The 18,210-nt window shown below is 69.1% G+C and carries 18 protein-coding genes; 5 read left to right on the plus strand and 13 right to left on the minus strand.

Annotated elements, in window-relative coordinates:
* Positions 1-184 precede the first annotated feature (184 nt).
* The gene (locus MNQ95_RS04895) at positions 185-409 is read left to right on the plus strand and encodes a DUF6522 family protein (RefSeq protein ID WP_162411315.1); all 225 of its coding nucleotides are present in this window, start codon (positions 185-187) and stop codon (positions 407-409) included.
* 13 nt (positions 410-422) lie between these two features.
* Here the strand turns inward: MNQ95_RS04895 and MNQ95_RS04900 are convergent, their stop codons facing one another.
* Positions 423-824 (minus strand): MmcQ/YjbR family DNA-binding protein, encoded by a 402-nt coding sequence (locus MNQ95_RS04900; protein WP_162411316.1) that lies wholly within the window; start codon positions 822-824, stop codon positions 423-425.
* A gap of 65 nt (positions 825-889) precedes the next feature.
* A complete protein-coding gene (locus MNQ95_RS04905; RefSeq protein ID WP_162411317.1) occupies positions 890-1,924 on the minus strand; it encodes an aldo/keto reductase in 1,035 nt (344 codons plus the stop codon).
* Between the two features lie 188 nt (positions 1,925-2,112).
* Between MNQ95_RS04905 and MNQ95_RS04910 the strand changes: the two genes are divergently transcribed.
* From MNQ95_RS04910 to MNQ95_RS04920, 3 genes are all read left to right on the plus strand, one after another.
* Positions 2,113-2,865 carry a hypothetical protein gene (locus tag MNQ95_RS04910; RefSeq protein WP_162411318.1) on the plus strand — a complete coding sequence of 251 codons (753 nt, stop codon included), beginning with the start codon at positions 2,113-2,115 and terminating at the stop codon, positions 2,863-2,865.
* A gap of 205 nt (positions 2,866-3,070) precedes the next feature.
* Positions 3,071-3,838, plus strand: a complete 768-nt coding sequence (locus MNQ95_RS04915) for a HipA family kinase (protein WP_162411337.1) — start codon at positions 3,071-3,073, stop codon at positions 3,836-3,838.
* The gene (locus tag MNQ95_RS04920; protein WP_162411319.1) at positions 3,825-4,229 is read left to right on the plus strand and encodes a DUF3037 domain-containing protein; all 405 of its coding nucleotides are present in this window, start codon (positions 3,825-3,827) and stop codon (positions 4,227-4,229) included. Before MNQ95_RS04915 ends, MNQ95_RS04920 begins: the two co-directional genes overlap by 14 nt.
* A 12-nt stretch (positions 4,230-4,241) precedes the next feature.
* Here the strand turns inward: MNQ95_RS04920 and MNQ95_RS04925 are convergent, their stop codons facing one another.
* The 7 genes from MNQ95_RS04925 to MNQ95_RS04955 form a co-directional block, all read right to left on the minus strand.
* Entirely contained in the window at positions 4,242-5,750 is a 1,509-nt protein-coding gene (locus tag MNQ95_RS04925; RefSeq protein ID WP_241953979.1) for a Na+/H+ antiporter NhaC family protein, read from the minus strand.
* Between the two features lie 126 nt (positions 5,751-5,876).
* Positions 5,877-6,260, minus strand: a complete 384-nt coding sequence (locus MNQ95_RS04930) for a YbjQ family protein (protein ID WP_162411321.1) — start codon at positions 6,258-6,260, stop codon at positions 5,877-5,879.
* A 91-nt stretch (positions 6,261-6,351) separates the two neighbouring features.
* On the minus strand, positions 6,352-7,440 hold the full coding sequence (locus tag MNQ95_RS04935) for a c-type cytochrome (protein ID WP_162411322.1): 1,089 nt from the start codon (positions 7,438-7,440) through the stop codon (positions 6,352-6,354).
* Between the two features lie 370 nt (positions 7,441-7,810).
* The gene (locus tag MNQ95_RS04940) at positions 7,811-9,022 is read right to left on the minus strand and encodes a S8 family peptidase (RefSeq protein ID WP_241953980.1); all 1,212 of its coding nucleotides are present in this window, start codon (positions 9,020-9,022) and stop codon (positions 7,811-7,813) included.
* A gap of 88 nt (positions 9,023-9,110) precedes the next feature.
* Positions 9,111-9,476: a cupin domain-containing protein gene (locus tag MNQ95_RS04945; RefSeq protein ID WP_162411324.1), complete on the minus strand. Its 366-nt coding sequence runs from the start codon at positions 9,474-9,476 to the stop codon at positions 9,111-9,113.
* 96 nt (positions 9,477-9,572) lie between these two features.
* Positions 9,573-10,643 (minus strand): alanine racemase, encoded by a 1,071-nt coding sequence (alr, locus tag MNQ95_RS04950; protein ID WP_241953981.1) that lies wholly within the window; start codon positions 10,641-10,643, stop codon positions 9,573-9,575.
* Between the two features lie 46 nt (positions 10,644-10,689).
* Entirely contained in the window at positions 10,690-12,012 is a 1,323-nt protein-coding gene (locus tag MNQ95_RS04955; protein WP_162411326.1) for a D-amino acid dehydrogenase, read from the minus strand.
* 154 nt (positions 12,013-12,166) lie between these two features.
* Between MNQ95_RS04955 and MNQ95_RS04960 the strand changes: the two genes are divergently transcribed.
* Positions 12,167-12,691 carry a winged helix-turn-helix transcriptional regulator gene (locus MNQ95_RS04960; protein WP_241953982.1) on the plus strand — a complete coding sequence of 175 codons (525 nt, stop codon included), beginning with the start codon at positions 12,167-12,169 and terminating at the stop codon, positions 12,689-12,691.
* A gap of 493 nt (positions 12,692-13,184) precedes the next feature.
* Here the strand turns inward: MNQ95_RS04960 and MNQ95_RS04965 are convergent, their stop codons facing one another.
* The 4 genes from MNQ95_RS04965 to MNQ95_RS04980 form a co-directional block, all read right to left on the minus strand.
* Positions 13,185-15,395: a carboxy terminal-processing peptidase gene (locus tag MNQ95_RS04965; RefSeq protein WP_241953983.1), complete on the minus strand. Its 2,211-nt coding sequence runs from the start codon at positions 15,393-15,395 to the stop codon at positions 13,185-13,187.
* A gap of 196 nt (positions 15,396-15,591) precedes the next feature.
* A complete protein-coding gene (gene lipA, locus MNQ95_RS04970; protein ID WP_241953984.1) occupies positions 15,592-16,611 on the minus strand; it encodes a lipoyl synthase in 1,020 nt (339 codons plus the stop codon).
* Between the two features lie 535 nt (positions 16,612-17,146).
* The gene (gene lipB / locus MNQ95_RS04975; RefSeq protein ID WP_425605708.1) at positions 17,147-17,866 is read right to left on the minus strand and encodes a lipoyl(octanoyl) transferase LipB; all 720 of its coding nucleotides are present in this window, start codon (positions 17,864-17,866) and stop codon (positions 17,147-17,149) included.
* Complete coding sequence (locus tag MNQ95_RS04980) at positions 17,854-18,132, minus strand: DUF493 family protein (protein ID WP_162407925.1); 279 nt, start codon at positions 18,130-18,132, stop codon at positions 17,854-17,856. The genes lipB and MNQ95_RS04980 overlap by 13 nt, the downstream gene beginning before the upstream one ends.
* Positions 18,133-18,210: the final 78 nt, after the last annotated feature.

Genomic DNA, 18,210 nt, shown 5'->3' on the forward strand with positions numbered 1-18,210 from the left:
CATTATCCGCTATTGCCGGTGGCGGGCGGCCCACCGCGTCCCTGCACGGTGTCCAGGGGTCGCGCTGCGTTCACGCATCGCGGCCGGCGCGAACCGCCTGCCGCGATCCGGGCCGCACCTGACCCGGGTCAAGGCGCCTGCCGCCCCCTTGCGCGACCCTGCGCCTGCCCCCATGGAGCCTGCTATGGAAACCGCCGCACCCCCGCTGGAGATCGACGCTGACATCGTCGCGCGCGGGATGGGGCTGGACGTGGCCGCGTTCCGGAAACTGATGGACGACGGCAAGATCGCCACGCTGTGCGAGCGCGGTACCGGCGAGGATGCCGGCACGTGGCGGGCATCGTTCTACTACGCCGGAAAACGCGCGCGCTTCGTCATCGACGCGCAGGGCAACCTGCTGGACAGTTGATCCGCACAGGCACTCAGCGACGCGCGCGGGGTGGGACGGAGACCCTTTTCGTTGGCGGCTGGCCGGTGAGCGCGGCCTGCCGCACCCGGCTCAGGCTGCCCAGCGCGTACCGGTAAGACCATTCGACCAGTTCGCCCAGCCACGCATCGGGCAGGGTGCGGACATCGACCACGGTCACCCAGCGGTGGCGGCCACGCCAGCGCGCCGGGCGGATGCCGGGAATGTCGGTCAGCTCAAGGAACCGTTCCGGCGATGCCTTGAAGCTGAAGCGCCAGCGCTCCGGTTCGCTGGTCTTGAAGTAGGCGAAGGTCTTCCCGCCGATCGAATACACCAGGATGTTGGCCGGCGGGCCAGCCTCGCGGACCTGGGCACCGGCGAACGCGGCGCAGAACGTCTTGAGTTGCGTGGTGTCCACCCGTCCTCCGTCGCTTGCTGCACACGTGGGCGCGGCGCCCGTGATGCGAATGAGCCGTCCCGCGATCAGACCGGCGTCGGGTTGCGATAGGCGAAACCGGCCTGGTGCCAGTACGGATAGGGCTTCGTCACCACGCTGGCGGCATCGAGCCTGGCGACCTGCCCGGCATCCAGGTTCCAGCCGACCGCGCCGAGGTTCTGCGTGAGCTGCTCCTCGTTGCGCGCGCCGATGATGACGCTGGAGACGGTCGGCCGCTGCAGCAGCCAGTTCAGCGCAACCTGCGGCACGGTCCTGCCGGTCTCCGCGGCGACCTCGTCGAGCGCGTCGACCACGCGGTACAGGCGCTCTTCTTCAACCTGCGGGCCGGAGTCGACCGCGGTCTGCGACTGCAGCCGGCTGGACTCGGGCAGCGGCTGGCCGCGGCGGATCTTGCCAGTGAGCCGGCCCCAGCCCAGCGGGCTCCATACCACCGTGCCCACGCCCTGGTCTTCGGCCAGCGGCATCAGCTCCCACTCGTAGTCGCGGCCGAGCAGCGAGTAATACGCTTGGTGCGCGACGTAGCGGCTCCAGCCGTAGCGATCGGACGTCGCCAGCGACTTCATCAGGTGCCAGCCGGAGAAATTGGACACGCCCAGGTAGCGGATCTTGCCGACCCGCACCAGGTTGTCGAGCGTGGACAGCACCTCTTCCACCGGCGGACGGGCGTCGAAGCCGTGCAGCTGGAACAGGTCGATGTAATCGGTACCCAGCCGCCTCAATGCGGCGTCGACCGCGTTGATCAGGTGGTAGCGCGAGGAGCCGACCTGGTTCTCGCCGTCACCGGAGCGGAAGGTGGCCTTGGTGGAGATGAGAAGGGAATCGCGCGGGCGGCCCTTGATCGCTTCACCCAGGATTTCCTCGGCGGCGCCCTTGGAGTACACATCCGCGCTGTCGAACATGTTCAGACCGGCATCCAGGCAGATGTCGAGCAGACGCCGCGCCTGCGCGACATCGGTGCTGCCCCAGGCGCTGAACAGCGCGCCGCTGCCGCCGAAGGTGCCGGTGCCGAAACTCAGGACGGGAACACGAAGGCCGGAGCGGCCGAGATAACGGTATTCCATGGGGGAAATCCTTGCGGGGAAGCGGAGCGCCATTTCACTCCTGCAGCGTGACCGGCTCAAGGCCAGCGACGGGATGCTGGGTTGCGGCGACTTGGCCAGGCGCGTTCACCCGCATCCCTGGGAACGCGCTGCGCCCGGTCGCAGGAGTATGCTCGATGCATACCGCCGCCACGACAGGAATTCCCCCCATGCCGATCACACGTCACCAAGCGCAGGGCTTGCTGAGCACTGCCGAGATGGAGCTCTACGACGAGAGTCGAAGCAATCCGTTGCGCAAGCTCGACGAAGCCGCGCTGCAGAAGCGCATCGACCGCATGCGCCGCGCCCGCGAGCGCGCACGCGACCTGGTGCAGAAGCAGAAGCTGGCCTCGCGCGATGCCACCGGCAGCAAGCGAGGCACCAGTGGCGTGGCCAACCAGCGCAGCAAGGACAAGGCCGCACTGCTGGACGACATCCTCAAGCGCTTCGAAGGCGCGCTGAACCCGGGCGCCAAGGCAGCCGCCAAGCCGGCCGCCGCGACAGCCACAAAAAAGGCCGCCAGGAAGACGACCGCGACCAAGCCGAAGAAGGCATCACCCCGTGTCGTGGCGCGCGAGGCGTTGCGGCAGATGGCCGGCAGCACCGCAGCCCCCGCGAAGGCGCCGGCGCGCAAGATCAGCGCGCGCGACGTGGCGGCCAAGAAGCGCATCCAGGCGACACGGGCCAAGAAGAAAACCCTGGACAGGAATAGCCCGAACGAGCGCGCGCACCGGTCCTGGCAGAGCAGGGACGCGGTCGACGCGTCCTCCAGCGCCGGCCCGGGCTCCATGTCGCCCGGCGCCGCCAACAGGGCCAAGCGCCTGCATGCCGGCCAGAGCCGGACGAAGCCGATCCAGGGCAGCGTCAGCACCCGCGGCAAGCGCAACCAGGCCCGGCGCGACGGCCGCAACAGCGACGGCTGAATCTCGCGCGGGGCCATGGCGGCGACGGACGGAGTCCATGGGACTGGCGGCGTCGCCGCTTCTACCGGGACCTGCGACGACGGTGCGACCGGCTTCCACGCCAGCGCTTGCACGGTACGTAACCGGCTGACGCGCCTGCTCGCAAGAACGGCCGCATGCGCGGACATACACGCGCAGGTGCAGGCGCTATCCTTGCCACATGCAACTGCGCCATATCGCCGCCAACCGGTACGTGACTCCGCTCCGCGAAGGTGGCTCGATGCCGGCCGTGGTCGAGGCCGACGACCAGGGCCTGTACGTACTCAAGTTCCGCGGTGCCGGCCAGGGGCCGAAGGCGCTGGTAGCCGAGGCGATCAGCGGCGGACTGGCCCGCGCGCTGGACCTGCCGATGCCCGAGATCGTGCTGATGGACCTGGATGCCGAACTGGCGCGCACCGAGGGCGACCCGGAGATCCAGGACCTGATCAAGGCCAGCGCCGGGCTCAACCTGGCGATGGACTACCTGCCCGGCGCGATCAACTTCGACCCCGTCGCCGAACAGCCCGATGCCGACCTCGCTTCGCGCATCGTCTGGTTCGATGCGCTCACCAGCAATGTCGACCGCACCGCGCGCAACCCGAACATGCTCATCTGGCACGGGCGCCTGTACCTGATCGACCACGGTGCCTCGCTGTACTTCCACCATGGCTGGGACGGCGACATCTCCCAGGCCGGCAAGCCCTTCCCGCTGATCCGCGACCACGTGCTGCTGCGCTGGGCCAGCAGGCTCGCCGAGGTGGATGCCGACATGGCACGGCGGTTGCCCGACGCGGTCATCCGCGACGTCGTCGCCCAGGTGCCCGATGCGTGGCTGCAGGGTCCGGATGCATTCGCCGATCCCGCCACGCAGCGCGCGGCCTACGTCGATTACCTGGTGCGCCGGCTCGCGCAGCGCGAAGGCTTCGTGCAGGAGGCGATCCGTGCACGTGCATGACACCTACGACTACGCGGTGGTCCGCGTGGTGCCGCGCGTGGAGCGCGAGGAGTTCGTCAACGTCGGCGTGATCCTGTCGTGCGAACGCGCGAAGTTCCTGGAGGCCTGCATCGAAGTGGATGAAGCCCGCCTGCGCGCGCTCGACCCCGCGATCGACCTGGGCATGGTCGGCCGGCATCTCGACGCCATCGCGGCGATCTGTCGCGGCGGCGAGGCGGCGGCGCCGATCGGCCTGCTGCCGCCACGCGCGCGCTTCCACTGGCTCACCGCCAAGCGCAGCGCGATCATCCAGACCTCGCCGGTGCACATGGGCCGCTGCGGCGGCGACCTGGCGGCCACGCTCGACCACCTGATGGAACGGATGGTGCGGTTGACGAAGCCCGCGGGGTGATCGGGCGCCGGTTCACTGCTCCCGCGCAGGCGACGGCGCCGCGGGCGTGTCCGCTGCGTCACCGGCCGGCAGGCGCGCGATCCGCCAACCCGTGAAGCCCAGCAGCAACGTCAGCAGCGGCGCGGCGTAGTTGAACACCGCGAACGGGAGGTAAGCCATCGTGGACACGCCCAGCACCACCGACATGTAGGCGCCGCACGAGTTCCACGGCACCAGCGCCGAAGTGACGATGCCCGCATCGCCCGTCGCCCGCGACAGGTTCTCCGGCGCCAGGCCGCGTCGTGCGAACTCGGAGGCATACAGCCGGGTGGGCAGCAGCAGGGCGATGTACTGGTCCCCCGCTGCGATGTTCAGGCCGATGGACGTGCCCACCACTGAGGCGAACAGCCTGCCGGTGGTCCGTGCCCGGTGCAGCAGCGGCGCCACCAGCTTGCCGAGCAGGCCGAAGTCGTCGACCAGGATGCCGAAGGTGACCGCGCCGATGATCAGCCAGATGGTCAGCAGCATGCTGTCCATGCCGCCGCGCGAAAGCAGCGCGTCCACCTCCGCCATGCCGGTGTCCACGCTGAAGCCGTTGGCCATGGCCAGCCACACGCCCTTGATCGAGACCACGACCACCGACTCGTCCGCCGAGGCGACGAACTGCGCCACCGCCTGCGGCTGCAGCAACGTGGCCATCACCCCGGCCAGCAACGCCGAGCACATGATCGCCAGCGTCGCCGGCACCTTGCGCATCGACATCGCCAGCAGGAGCAGCAGCGGCAGCAGGTTCCAGGCGCTGATGTCGAAGAGCTGGTCGATGTGCGCCAGCTCGGACGATACGACCGCATCGGACAACCCGCCCCGCTGCGAAAACCCCAGCGCCACGAACACGGCCAGCGCGATGAGCCCTGCGGGGACCGTGGTCCAGGCCTGGTAGCGGATGTGCCGGAACAGGTCCACGCCGTTGAGCTGTGCGGCCAGCACCGTGGTTTCCGACAGCGGCGACGTCTTGTCGCCAACATAGGCGCCGGCGATCACCGCCCCGGCGGTCATCGCCGGCGACACGCCGATCATGTGCGCCAGCCCCATCAGGCCCACGCCGACCGTGCCGGCGGTGGTCCACGAACTGCCGATGCTCAGCGAGATCGCCGCGCAGACCAGGAACGCCACCGGCAGGAACCACGCCGGGCTGATCAGCTTGATGCCGTAGTACACCAGCGTGGGGATGGTGCCGGACATGTTCCAGGTACCGATCAGCGCACCGACCGCGAGCAGGATGAAGATCGCGCCGACCACGGTGGACAGGCCCTTCTGACCGGACTGCGCGATCGCCTCCCAGCGGTGACCGTTCTTGAGGATGACCGCGACCGCGGACATCGAGGCCAGGATCATCGCGACCTGCATCGGCCCGTCGATCGCGGCCATGCCGAACAGCGCGACCGAGGTGCCGACCAGCACCACCAGCACGACCAGCGGCAGGGCCGCGTCGAGGTAGGACGGCGCCCGGACCGGACGCGGGGTTTCGGGTGCGCGTTCCATGCTCGCTTCCCCAGGGTCGCCGTGGCTTCACGGCTTGCGACGGAGGCCGTCCGCCTCGCACGGCGACTATGCGCCGCGATCGGAAGCGTGTCGAGGCGCCTCCGCGCCACGGTGGATATCCGGACCTCAGGCGTCGTGCGGCTCCACCACTACCGCCGTGCCATAGCACAACACCTCGGTGAGCCCCGCCATGAGATCGGTGGCGTCGTACCGGACCGCGACGATGGCGTTTGCGCCCAGCTGTCGGGCGTGCTTCAGCATGTCGCGATAGGTTTCGTGGCGGGCCTGTTCGCACAGCTCGGTGTAGATGGTTATGTTGCCGCCGAACAGGGTTTGCAGCCCTCCAAGGAGGTTGCCGACGATCGAGCGGGACCTGACGGTGATGCCGCGCACCAGCCCGACGTTGCGGGTGATCCGGTAACCGGGAAGCTCCAGCGCCGTAGTGACCATCGAGTCGTCGAGCGAAGCGATCACCCGTCGGCTTCCCGAGGAGTTGTATGGATCCGTCATTGTTCTTCCAGCTGGGAAATGGATTCGATCCGGTTTGGCAATCCGGCATGGAGGGTCCGCGATGGCGCGTGCCGGGGCACGCTCGACACGCTCACTTCGAAGCGTCGCCCGCCACCACCGGATAGCCCAGGCTCACCCAGCCCTGGATGCCTTCATGGAGGACCGCTGTGTTCTCGAACCCCCCCTCCTCGCGCAGCCACTTGACCACCGAATCGGCGGCCGCGCGCGGGCACTCGCAGTAGGCGACGATCCACGTGCCGTCGCGCGGCAGGCTGGCGATGGCTTCCTCGCGATTGGCGTAATACGGCACCGGCACGGCACCCTCGATGTGCGCCATCTGCCACATCGAGGCCACCCGCGTATCGAGCAGGACCATGCGGCGTTGCGCACGCAGTTCGCGATCCAGCACCGAGGCGCTGACATAGCGCCCGTCCTTGAGTTCGCCGAAGTCCGGGGCCGCCCCTTGCGGGTTGATCACGTACTGGCCCAATGGCGGCGGCGTGCGCAACGCGCGCGTGGCCGTGCTCCAGCCCGTGCTGCGACTGCGCAGGAAGGCGGTGACATTGTCGATGTCGCTCGCGGACAGCACCTTGCCGAAGGCCGGCATCGGCGTTTCCTGGCGCCCCTCGACGATCGCATGGCGCAGGAAATGGTCCGGGGTCAGCGCCAGCATCGCCGCGTTGCCCAGTGCCGTGCCGGTGACGCCTTCACCCTCTGGGCCATGGCAGGTCACGCAGTTCTGGCGGTAGACCTGCGCCCCGCGGGCGACGTCGCCGGCGATCCGGTCGTGCCCCTTCCTGTAGTCCATCTCCAGCGGCTCGACCTTGGCCGTCTCGCGCAGCCACAAGGTCAGGTCGACGATGTCGCGCCGGGTCAGCGGGCCACCCACCTCATCGATGTAACCCCCCATCGGCGTGCCCTGCCGCCCGTAGGCGATGGCCTCGCGGATGGTCATCGGGAATCCGGATTCCAGCAGCGACTTGGAGCGCAGCGATGGTGCATGGTCGTTGGCATGTCCCTCGCGTTCCTTGCCGTGGCACAGGGCGCAGTACTGCTGGTAATTGTGCTCGGCCTTGACCGCGCCCTCCGGGGTCAGCGCCGGTCCCTGCTGGGCAGAGGCCGCGCCGGCGGAAAGGCTGGCGAGCAGGAATACGGCTGTGCGCAGGCGGCGATGCGTCATCTGGTTTCCCCATGGCAATGGCTGAGGCGGTGCGGAGGTTGCGGTGTGCGCACGTAGGCGCACGCAGCACGCCTCCGCCCTTACCAGGGCACCGGCTCCTGTCCCGCCGCTGCATGCTGACGTTATACAGGGCTCGGCCAGGCTTCGATCGGCCGCTGCCGCGCTGCCGCAGGACCGCGGGCGCGTCGATCGCGGCGGCGGCCTGGACGCCTGCGCGTCACCCCGTGTACTGCAAAGACACCCGCCTGGTCCCGCACAGCAGGCGGTAGCTGATGCGCTGGCTGCACGCCACGACCTGTACGGCCGGAACCTGCCGGCCCCACAGTTCCACCCGGCTGCCGAGGATCGCGACGGTCGCGGCGTCCAGGCCTCAGCGCGCCGCCTGCGCCTGGGCCCGTGCCGCCTCCACCGCCGCACGCGAATGCAGCAGGGGCTGCCCGCCCGCGTTGGGGGTGGCGGTACTTTCGAGCAGTCCGCGCAGCTGGGCGCCGCTGAGCTGCGGCGCCACGGTGAGCATCGCTGCGGCGGCGTTGACGACCAGCGGCACCGCCATCGAGGTACCGGATGGAAACGAGGCGCCGCCCCCTGGCAGGCGCGCCGGCACCCGCTCGCCGTTGGCGAACAGGGTGATCTCCGCGCCGGTGTTGGTCCAGTCGGTCGCCGCGCCGTTGCGGTCCACCGCGCCGACCAGGATGAAGTTGGGCAGGCTGAAGCGGGTGGCCGGGTTCTCGTCCTGCAGGCTGGCCCCGGCATTGCCGGCGGCGCCGACGAAGAGCGCCTGCGGTGCCGCGCGCATGCCCTGCTGCAGGACCCCGCGGATGCGCTCGACCGTGTAGCGTGCCAGCTCCTTGCGCTCGCCTTCCGGCATTTGCGGCGCACAGGCTTTCAGGTTGCCCAGGTAGGCGCGCTCGGATCGGCCCCAGGACATGTTGACCACGCGCGCGCCGTTGTCGACCAGGAACGCCAGCAGGTCGCCGATCGATTCGGCCTCGCGGTCGGCCAGCTCGCGCGTCCAGCACGGGACCGGCGGCCGTCCATGCCACCACTGCTGGCGCGCGACCACCAGCTCGGCCGCGGGCAGGCCGCGCAGCGCGATGTCGGCGATCGCTGTGCCGTGCACGTAGCCGCTCCAGCGGCCGGTGACGTCGTCGAACGCGTCGGCCTCCTCGGGTGTCTGCGCCTTCATGCGCGCAACGATCTCGCGCGCCTCGACGCTGTCGACGCCACCGTCGCGATCGTCCAGCGCCCGCAGGATCGCGTTCAACTCGTCCTGCCGTGCCAGCACGGCTTCGGGAAGCACCGCCATCGGCGTGTCCTGGCGCTGCTTGAACGCGTCGTAGCCCCGCACCAGTGGCCGGCCCGCGGCATCGTGCGCGACCTGTCCTGGAAACAGCGCCAGGTCCACCCCGCTGTCCCAGATGCCAATGCGCACCGGCGGTGCACCGGGCGTGGCGGCGATCGCCACCTTCCGTGCCTCCCAGAACGGAGCCGCCGTTTCGTCCGCGGCCACCGCAGAGGTGGCCAGTCCCCATATCAGCCACACGGCCGACAGTCGCACGCCAGCGCGTTTCATCGTGTCCATGCCCGTCCCCGTCCTGATTCCCCGAATCGCGGCCACACGTGCGCCATGCGCGCCGCGTGGTTCATTGCCTGCACGCTGCCGTGCCCGGCTACACCCACACGTCGTTCGGCGCGGTGTACGCGCCGCCGGCCTCGCCGGTGTTCACCACGCCCTTCGGCTCCACGAGCATGACGCAGCACTCGCGGGCCGCGACCGGCCGGTGCTCCACGCCCAGCGGCACCACGTACATTTCGCCGGCCGAAAGCCGGACCTCCCGGTCGCGGAACTGCAGGGTCATCTCGCCGTCCAGCACGATGAACACTTCATCGGTGTCCGCGTGCGAATGCCAGACGAACTCGCCCTGGATCCTGACCAGCTTGAACTGGTAGTCGTTCATTTCGGCGACCACCCGGGGCGACCAGTGCTCCGAGAAACGGGCGAGCTTGTCGCGCAGGTTGATGGCAGCGTCCGGCATCGCGCACCTGGTGGCAGGCCGTCCCGGTAGAGGGACATTGCGATCGATGTTCCGGCCGATGCGCGAAGGGTGTCAACCGCAGCCGGCGCCGGGCGGTCAGCCCACGTACTGGAGCGGCGCCCGTTTCACCGCGCACAGCAGGCGGTACGCGCTGGTCTGGCTGTGCGCCACCACCTGCGCGGCCGGCACCTGGTTGCCCCACAGCTCCACCCGGCTGCCGACACCGGCCTGCGGATGGTCGGTGAGGTCCACGGTGAGCATGTCCATGGAGACGCGACCGACCAGGCGGCCTGGCCGCTTGTCGATGGCCACCGGCGTGCCGTTGACCGCGAACTGCGGATAGCCGTCGGCATAGCCCATCGCGACCACGCCGATGCGCGTGGGCCGCTCGGTGACGAAGCGCGCGCCATAACCGACCGGCTCGCCGGCAGGCAGTTCGCGCACGGCGATCACCTTCGATTCCAGGGTCATCACCGGGCGTAGTTGCGCGGCGATGTCGTTCGCCTGCGCGAAGGGCGAAACGCCGTACAGCATCAGGCCCGGGCGTGCCCAATCGGCACGGGCCTGCGGCCAGCCGAGCAGCGCCGGCGAGTTGCACAGGCTGGTTTCACCGGCAAGACCCACGGTGACAGAGGCGAAGTTCGCCAGCTGCTCGGCGGTGCGCACGCAGTCGGGTTCGTCGGCGCGCGCGAAGTGGCTCATCTTCACGATGTCGCCGACATGCGGCAATGCGCGCAGCCTTTGCCAGGCATCGCGATAGTCCGCGGCGTCCAGGCCGACGCGGTGCATGCCCGAATCCAGCTTCAACCAGACCTGCAGTGGCCTGGGCAGCGGCGTGCGTTCCAGTGCTTCGACCTGCCAGCGCGCGTGGACCACGGTCCACAGGTCGTGCTGGACGACCAGCGCCAGTTCGGCGGCGTCGAAGAAGCCTTCCAGCAGCAGGATCGGCGCACGGATGCCGGCATCGCGCAACGCCAGCGCCTCTTCGATGCATGCCACCGCGAAGCCGTCGGCTTCATCCTGCAGCGCCAGCGCGCAACGCACGGCGCCGTGGCCGTAGGCGTCGGCCTTGACCACCGCCAGCGCGCGACCGCCACCGAGCTGGCGTGCCAGCCGGTAGTTGTGGCGCAAGGCTTCCAGGTCGATCAGGGCGCGGGCGGGACGCATCGTGGGTTGCGGCAGGCGTGTGCGGGCGGAAGGAGCACGCGCGCGATCAGGCGCGGTGTGCGCCCATTGTCGCCGGAATCGCCTCGCCGCCCACGTCGCTCTCGCGGGCACCGCCCGTGTAACGGGAGATATCCAGGCCTTCGCTGCGGATCCCGGTCGGGCGGTGGGCGATGACATCGGCCAGGAAGCGACCCGAGCCGCAGGCCATGGTCCAACCCAGGGTGCCGTGGCCGGTGTTGAGGAACAGGTTGCGCAGCACGGTTGCGCCCACCACCGGCGTGCCGTCCGGCGTGGCCGGGCGCAGGCCGGTCCAGAACTCGGCGCGGGCCAGGTCGCCACCCTGCGGATACAGGTCGTTGACCACCTTCTCCAGGGTCGCGCGGCGACGCGGATCCAGGTCCAGGTCGAAACCGGATACCTCGGCCATGCCACCGACGCGGATGCGGCGGTCGAAACGGGTGATGGCGATCTTGTAGGTCTCGTCGAGCACGGTCGACGCCGGCGCCATCGCCGCGTCGGTGATCGGGATCGTCAGTGAATAACCCTTGAGCGGATACACCGGCAGGCGCATGCCCAGCGGCTTGAGCAGCTTCGGCGACCAGCTGCCCAGGGCCAGCACGTAGCGGTCGGCGGTCTCGAGCTTGCCGTCGATGCGCACGCCGGTGACGCGATCGCCGTCGGACTCGATCCCTTCGATATTGGCGCCGTAACGGAACTCGACGCCTTTCAGGCGCGCCAGCGCTGCCAGGCGCTCGCAGAACAGCTGGCAGTCGCCGGTCTGGTCGCCCGGCAGGCGCAGGCCACCGACCAGCATGTCGGCGGTCGCGGCCAGCGCCGGTTCGACCCGGGCGACGCCGGCGCGGTCGAGCACTTCATACGGCACGCCGGCCTCGTCCAGCACGGCGATGTCGCGCGCGGCCGCGTCGAGCTGGGCCTGGGTGCGGAACAGCTGGGTGGTGCCCAGGCGACGGCCTTCGTAGGTCAGGCCGGTATCGGCGCGCAGTTCGTCCAGGCAGTCGCGGCTGTACTCGGCCAGGCGGACCATGCGCTCCTTGTTCACCGCGTATCGGTCGGCGGTGCAGTTGCGCAGCATCTGCGCCAGCCACAGGTACTGGTCCGGATCGAGCGTGGGCCTGATCGCCAGCGGCGCGTGCTTCTGGAACAGCCACTTCACCGCCTTCAACGGCACGCCCGGGGCGGCCCACGGCGAGGCATAGCCCGGCGAGATCTGCCCGGCGTTGGCATAGCTGGTCGAACGCGCCGGACCTGGCTCGCGGTCCACCACGGTCACCTCGAAGCCTGCCTGCGCCAGGTACCACGCGCTGGTCACGCCGATCACGCCACTGCCCAGTACCAGAACCCGCTGCATCGCACCGCCCTCGATTTAGGCGCTTCCACTGGATGAATGGGGAAGCTGCCGGCAAGGCGCGCAGTATATGGACGAATATCCGGTTGTTTTTTCCGTTTTTCTGGCGTGTTAAGGTGGATTCGCCTTAACAACCGGGCACTCCGTGGAGGTTTCCTTGGCCGCTGACCGTCCCGCCCGTCCGCGCCCCCAGCCGGCCCGCCCCGAGCGCGCCGCCCGCGACCTGGATCGCATCGACCGGCACATCCTGCGCATCCTCCAGCAGGAAGGGCGCATTTCCTTCACCGAACTGGGCGAGCGCGTGGGCCTGTCGACCACGCCGTGCACCGAGCGCGTGCGCCGGCTCGAACGCGACGGAGTGATCGAGGGCTACTACGCAAAGCTCAATCCGCAGGCGCTCAAGGCCGGCCTGCTGGTGTTCGTGGAGATCAGCCTGGCGTACAAGTCCGGCGATATCTTCGAGGAGTTCCGCCGCGCGGCGTTGAAGCTGCCCAACGTGCTGGAGTGCCACCTGATGTCCGGCGACTTCGACTACCTGATCAAGGCGCGCATCTCGGAAATGGCCTCCTACCGCAAGCTGCTGGGCAGCAGCCTGCTGACCCTGCCGCACGTGCGCGAGTCCAAGAGCTACATCGTGATGGAAGAGGTCAAGGAGACGCTGACGCTGGCGATCCCGGACTGAGGCTCTCGGGAACGGAACGACGTCTTCCCTGCCCGCGGCGTCGGTGTCGCGGCCTGAAGTCCGCTCCTACAGATGCCGACGCACCGCACCTCCGTAGGAGCGGGCATGACCGCGACACCGAGGACAGCGGAATCACGAAGCAGTCCCCTGTGCTCAAGGCTTCAGGCCGGTCGGAGTCCGGACGGCGTCGTCCCTGCCAATCGCATCGGTGTCGCGGCCTGAAGTCCGCTCCTGCAACGGCCAGCGCCTTCGCGCTTCTGTAGGAGCGGGCATGACCGCGACACCGAGGACAGCGGAATCACGAAGCAGTCCCCTGTGCTCAAGGCTTCAGGCCGGTCGGAGTCCGGACGGCGTCGTCCCTGCCAATCGCATCGGTGTCGCGGCCTGAAGTCCGCTCCTACAAATCCGGGTGCGCGCGTGGTCTGCGCACGGGTGAAAAGGAATCGGCGGCCGAGGCCGCCGATTCGCATGGCACCTGCGGGCGACTAACGCGTCACTCGGTCCAGCGCACCGCCGAGGCGGTCTTCGGCAGGATCTGTGCCGACAGCGTGCGGTCCTGCTCGAGCAGGTCGATGGCGTTGGCCAGGATCGCCGCGGCCTCGCGCTGCAGCGGATCCGGCCGCTTTTCGGCGGCCTTCTCGCGGGCGGCGTCGCGGACCACGTCGCGCTCGTTGGCGGTCAGGCCGTCGTCGGTTTCCTCGGCCAGCGGATCCAGGTCCAGGCCCTTCTCCTTGCGGATCACCTGGCGCTCCTTGCGCTGGGCTTCCTGACGATCGCGCTCGGCGCGTCGCTCGGTCTCGTTGAGCGACAGGTACTTCTTCGCCGCCTCGGCCCGGTAGTGGCTCACGTCCTCGCTCCACCACTGGAACTCGAGGTCGTCGGCGATGCGCGCGGCGTGCATCTGCTGCAGCTGCGGCAGCAACGGGGCGAAGTTGCCATAGCGTGCGTGCGGCACGGCGGCAATGCGCGTCCACGGCAGCGCGTTGTCGTAGGTGCTCTCGCCGAACTCGTTGGCGTCCACGCTCAGCGGATAGGTGATGTCCGGCACCACACCCTTGTTCTGCGTGCTGCCGCCGTCGGCGCGGAAGAACTGGGCGATGGTCAGCTTGACCTGGCCGTAGCGCGGGCCTTCGCCGGCCGCCGGCCAGCGGTCCAGGTCGAGCAGGTTCTGCACCGTGCCCTTGCCGAACGTGGTCTCGCCGATGATCAGCGCGCGACCGTAATCCTGCATCGCACCGGCGAAGATCTCCGACGCCGACGCCGAGCCGCGGTTCACCACCACCGCCAGCGGACCTTCCCAGGCCACACCGGGCGTGCGATCGCTGTAGACCTGCACGCGGCCACCGGATTCGCGCTGCTGCACGACCGGACCCTGGTCGATGAACAGGCCGGTCAGCTGCACCGCTTCGTCGAGCGAACCGCCGCCGTTGTTGCGCAGGTCCAGGACCACGCCGTCCACGCCCTTGGCCTTGAATTCGGCCAGCAGCCGGGCGACGTCGCGGGTCGCCGAGGTGTAGTCGTTGCCGTTGCGGCGACGGCCTTCGAAATCCTGGTAGAAGGTCGGCAGCTCGATCACGCCGATCAGGCGTTCCGGTGCGCCGGCATGCGCCGGGATCGTGTAGGTCTTGCTCTTGGCCGCCTGCTCGGCCAGCTGCACGCGCTGGCGGGTCAGGGTGACTGTGCGGTGGCCGCCGTCGATGCCGCTTTCGGCCGGGATGTACTCGAGCTTGACCTGCGTACCCTTGGTGCCGCGGATCTTGGCGACCACGTCGTCGATGCGCCAGCCGATCACGTCCTCGATCGTGCCGGTCTTGCCCTGGCCCACGCCGACGATGCGGTCGCCAGCCTTCAGCGTGCCGTCCATCGAGGCCGGGCCACCGGGGATGATCTCGCGGATCACGACCACGTCGTCCTGGCGCTGCAGCTGCGCACCGATGCCTTCCAGCGACAGCGACATCTGCTGGTTGAAGTTCTCGGCGCTGCGCGGATTGAGATAGTCGGTATGCGGGTCGACCGAAGCGGTGTAGGCGTTGAGGAACAGCGCGAACACGTCCTCGCCCTTGAGCTCGGACACCGAGCGGGCGACCTGCTCGTAGCGCTTGTCCAGCGTCTTGCGGATCTCGGCAGGTTCCTTGCCGGCGATCTTCAGCCGCAGCCAGTCGTTCATGACCGACTTGCGCCACAGCGCATCGAGCGCGGCGCTGTCGGCGGCCCACGGGGCCTTCTCGCGGTCGTATTCCCAGCGCTCGTTGCCGGTGAAGTCGAAATCCTTCTTCAACAGCTTGCGCGCGTAGTCCACGCGCTGCTCGACGCGTTCGCGGTAGATGCCGAACATGGCGAACGCCGCGGATGGATCTCCCTCGCGCACGGCGTCTCCCATCGAGGCGCGGTAAGGCTCGAAGCGGGCGATGTCGGCGGCGGTGAAAAACTGCCGGTTGCCGTCCAGAGCTTCCAGGTAGCGGCGGAAGATGTCTTCCGACAGGGCCTGGTCGGCCGGCCGCGGACGGTAGGCCAGGCGGCTGTCGGACAGCGCGCCATAGACCATCTTGGAGATGGTGGCCTGGTCGGCGGTGGGCGCGATCGCCAGCCGGTTGCCCGCCGGGTTGCCCACCTGGATACCGTCCGCGCGCGCCAGGAGGGCGAGCGGCGTGGCCAGCAGCAGGGCGGTGAACAGGGAAAGCGGGACGGAGAATCTGCGGTTCATGTAGGGGCTCATCGCCGGCGAAGCGCCGGTAGGGTCAGGCTGGACCAGGGCTGTGACCGGCGAACAGTGCCGGAAGTTGCACGCGCCGGCACCGGGCCATGCGGGCACGGTTCACCGCAGGCTAGCCGGCCGGGCGTACGGAAAAGTGAATGATCCGCCATCGATGGCGGCGTGGCGCAGCGGACGCCCGTGGCGCTCAGGCCGTGACCCCGGCACCGGCCGCCTGGCGGTCGGCGTGGTAGGACGAACGGACCATCGGGCCGGAGGCGACGTGGCTGAATCCCAGCTCGTAGCCGTACAGCTCCAGTTCCTTGTACTCGTCCGGGGTCCAGTAGCGCATCACCGGATGGTGGTGCGCGGTGGGCTGCAGGTACTGGCCGATGGTCACCATGTCCACGTCGTGGGCGCGCAGGTCGCGCAGGGTTGCCCGCACCTGCTCCATGGTCTCGCCCAGGCCGAGCATGATCCCGGACTTGGTCGGCAACGCCGGGTGCTGGGCCTTGAACTTCCGCAGCAGGGTCAGCGACCACTGGTAGTCGGCGCCGGGACGCACGTTGGGATACAGGTCCGGCACCGTCTCGATGTTGTGGTTGAACACGTCCGGCGGGTTCTGCGCGAGGATTTCCAGCGCGCGATCCATGCGGCCCTTGCCGCGGAAATCCGGGGTCAGGATCTCGATCCGGGTGCCCGGCGCGCGCTCGCGGATCGCGGCGATGCAGTCGACGAAATGCTGGGCGCCGCCGTCGCGCAGGTCATCGCGGTCGACGCTGGTGACGACGACGTACTTCAGGCCCATGTCGGCCACGGTGTCGCCCAGGCTCACCGGTTCGCTGGCATCGGGCGGTTTCGGCCGACCGTGGGCGACGTCGCAGAACGAGCAGCGCCGCGTGCAGACCTCGCCCAGGATCATGAACGTCGCGGTGCCATGGCCGAAGCATTCGTGGATGTTCGGGCAGCTGGCTTCCTCGCACACGGTGACCAGGCGGTTCTCGCGCAGCTTGGCCTTGAGGTTGGCCACCGCGTTGCCGGACGGGATCCGCACCCGGATCCAGGACGGCTTGCGCAGCACCGGCGCATCGGCGAACTGCACCGGCGAACGGCCGATCTTGTCGCCACCGAGCTGCTTGGTGCCGACCTGGAGCGTGCCGGCCTCCTGCGGTGCGGCCGGATCGGACAGGACCTGGAGCGGGATGGCACGGGAGGCTGGGGAAGTCATGGTGCCTATTGTAGGCCGGAGGCGACGAGGCTGCCCGGCGCAGGCGTGCCGGCGATGCAACGCTTGGGGCGATGGATGGAACGGCGGGCAGCGCCGCATTCGGAAAGTGGTGGGCCGACGCGCTTGATGGCACTGGAGCCGGCGGGAGCCAGAAAAAGCGTCGGCTTCGGACGGGGCCGCCGTGCCATGGGCAGAGGGCCCGCCCCTCGGCACGACATCGTGTCTTTACTCGGGCCGTGGCACATCCATGCGCCACTCGGGCCCTCGACCCATGGCACGACGTCCTTCGCGAACGTCCGGCCCAGCGCTTCGGTCACCAACGGCGATGCGCGTCATCGCTTCGGGAGGGGGCCCTCCACGACCGGAGCGGGCTGGTGCGATGCCTGCCGAGGTGAACTAAAGCAGGAGGTCCTGGCCACAGGCCAGGGCCGGGGGACATGGACGTCGGCAGGCATCGTGCCGGCCCGCCGCAGCCCACCGCACCGCCCATGCAAAACACGCGCCCCCGGGATGCGTACGGAAGGACGCCTCGGAATCAGCCCTGCAACAGATCCGGCAGGCCGGCCCGGGACTGCAGGTCCAGGCCGAACTGGCGGGCGACATGCCCCAGCAGCACCGGCTTGACTGCGTCCATGCCCGAGGGGCCACCCAGGTCCTGCAGCGAGGTCACCTGCAAGCCCTGGTAGCCGCAGGGGTTGATCCGGTGGAACGGCTCCAGGTCCATGCCGATGTTGAAGGCCAGGCCATGGAAGCTGCAGCCGCGGCGCACGCGGATGCCGAGCGCGGCGACCTTGGCATCGGCCACGTACACGCCCGGGGCGCCCTCGCGGCGCGTCGCGCCGATGTTCCATTCGTCCAGCGTGTCGATGATCGCCTGCTCGATCCTGCAGACGTAGTCGCGCACGCCGATCTTCAGCCGGCGCAGGTCCAGCAACGGGTACAGCACGATCTGGCCGGGGCCGTGGTAGGTGACCTGGCCGCCGCGGTCCACGTGCAGCACCGGGATATCGCCGGCCGCCAGCACGTGCTCGGGCTTGCCGGCCTGGCCCAGGGTGAACACCGGGTCGTGTTCGACGAGCCACAGCTCGTCGACGGTGTCGTCGGTGCGCGTGTCGGTGAAGCGCTGCATCGCGCGCCACACCGGCTCATAGGCCTGGCGGCCCAGGTCGTGGACCCGCGCGGGCAGCGGGGTTGCCACCCGCGGCATGTCGGTGGATGCGGCGCAGGTCGCGGCCTCGACGCCTACAGCGTCCACTTCACTTCCGGATGGTCGCGCAGGGCCTGGTGCGCCGCGTCGTACTGCGCGCGATCCTCGGCGCGGAACGCGATCCGCACGGACACGTACTTGCCGTTGCTGGAATGCTTCCACTGGATGCGCTCTTCGAGCACTTCCACGCCGAAATCGCCCAGCAGCCTGGGAAGTTCGGACTCGAGGCCGGTGCCTGCGTTGCCCATGGCACTGAGCTCGAAGGTGCCGGGGAACTGGAAGCCGTGTTCGGGATTGTCGGATTTGATTTCCATGCCCGCATTATCGGGGCGGGACGGCGGTATCCCAAGTGAAAGGCAGGACGGGTCGCACGGGCGCCGGAGACGGCTGCC

Source organism: Pseudoxanthomonas daejeonensis (assembly GCF_022637495.1).
Taxonomy (GTDB): Bacteria; Pseudomonadota; Gammaproteobacteria; order Xanthomonadales; family Xanthomonadaceae; genus Pseudoxanthomonas; species Pseudoxanthomonas daejeonensis.

Coding starts and splice junctions, on each gene's coding strand:
- MNQ95_RS04895 (WP_162411315.1), top strand. CDS start 185: ATGGAAACCGCCGCACCCCCGCTGGAGATCGACGCTGACATCGTCGCG.
- MNQ95_RS04905 (WP_162411317.1), bottom strand. CDS start 1,924: ATGGAATACCGTTATCTCGGCCGCTCCGGCCTTCGTGTTCCCGTCCTG.
- MNQ95_RS04910 (WP_162411318.1), top strand. CDS start 2,113: ATGCCGATCACACGTCACCAAGCGCAGGGCTTGCTGAGCACTGCCGAG.
- MNQ95_RS04925 (WP_241953979.1), bottom strand. CDS start 5,750: ATGGAACGCGCACCCGAAACCCCGCGTCCGGTCCGGGCGCCGTCCTAC.
- MNQ95_RS04930 (WP_162411321.1), bottom strand. CDS start 6,260: ATGACGGATCCATACAACTCCTCGGGAAGCCGACGGGTGATCGCTTCG.
- MNQ95_RS04935 (WP_162411322.1), bottom strand. CDS start 7,440: ATGACGCATCGCCGCCTGCGCACAGCCGTATTCCTGCTCGCCAGCCTT.
- MNQ95_RS04940 (WP_241953980.1), bottom strand. CDS start 9,022: ATGGACACGATGAAACGCGCTGGCGTGCGACTGTCGGCCGTGTGGCTG.
- MNQ95_RS04945 (WP_162411324.1), bottom strand. CDS start 9,476: ATGCCGGACGCTGCCATCAACCTGCGCGACAAGCTCGCCCGTTTCTCG.
- alr (WP_241953981.1), bottom strand. CDS start 10,643: ATGCGTCCCGCCCGCGCCCTGATCGACCTGGAAGCCTTGCGCCACAAC.
- MNQ95_RS04955 (WP_162411326.1), bottom strand. CDS start 12,012: ATGCAGCGGGTTCTGGTACTGGGCAGTGGCGTGATCGGCGTGACCAGC.
- MNQ95_RS04965 (WP_241953983.1), bottom strand. CDS start 15,395: ATGAACCGCAGATTCTCCGTCCCGCTTTCCCTGTTCACCGCCCTGCTG.
- lipA (WP_241953984.1), bottom strand. CDS start 16,611: ATGACTTCCCCAGCCTCCCGTGCCATCCCGCTCCAGGTCCTGTCCGAT.
- MNQ95_RS04980 (WP_162407925.1), bottom strand. CDS start 18,132: ATGGAAATCAAATCCGACAATCCCGAACACGGCTTCCAGTTCCCCGGC.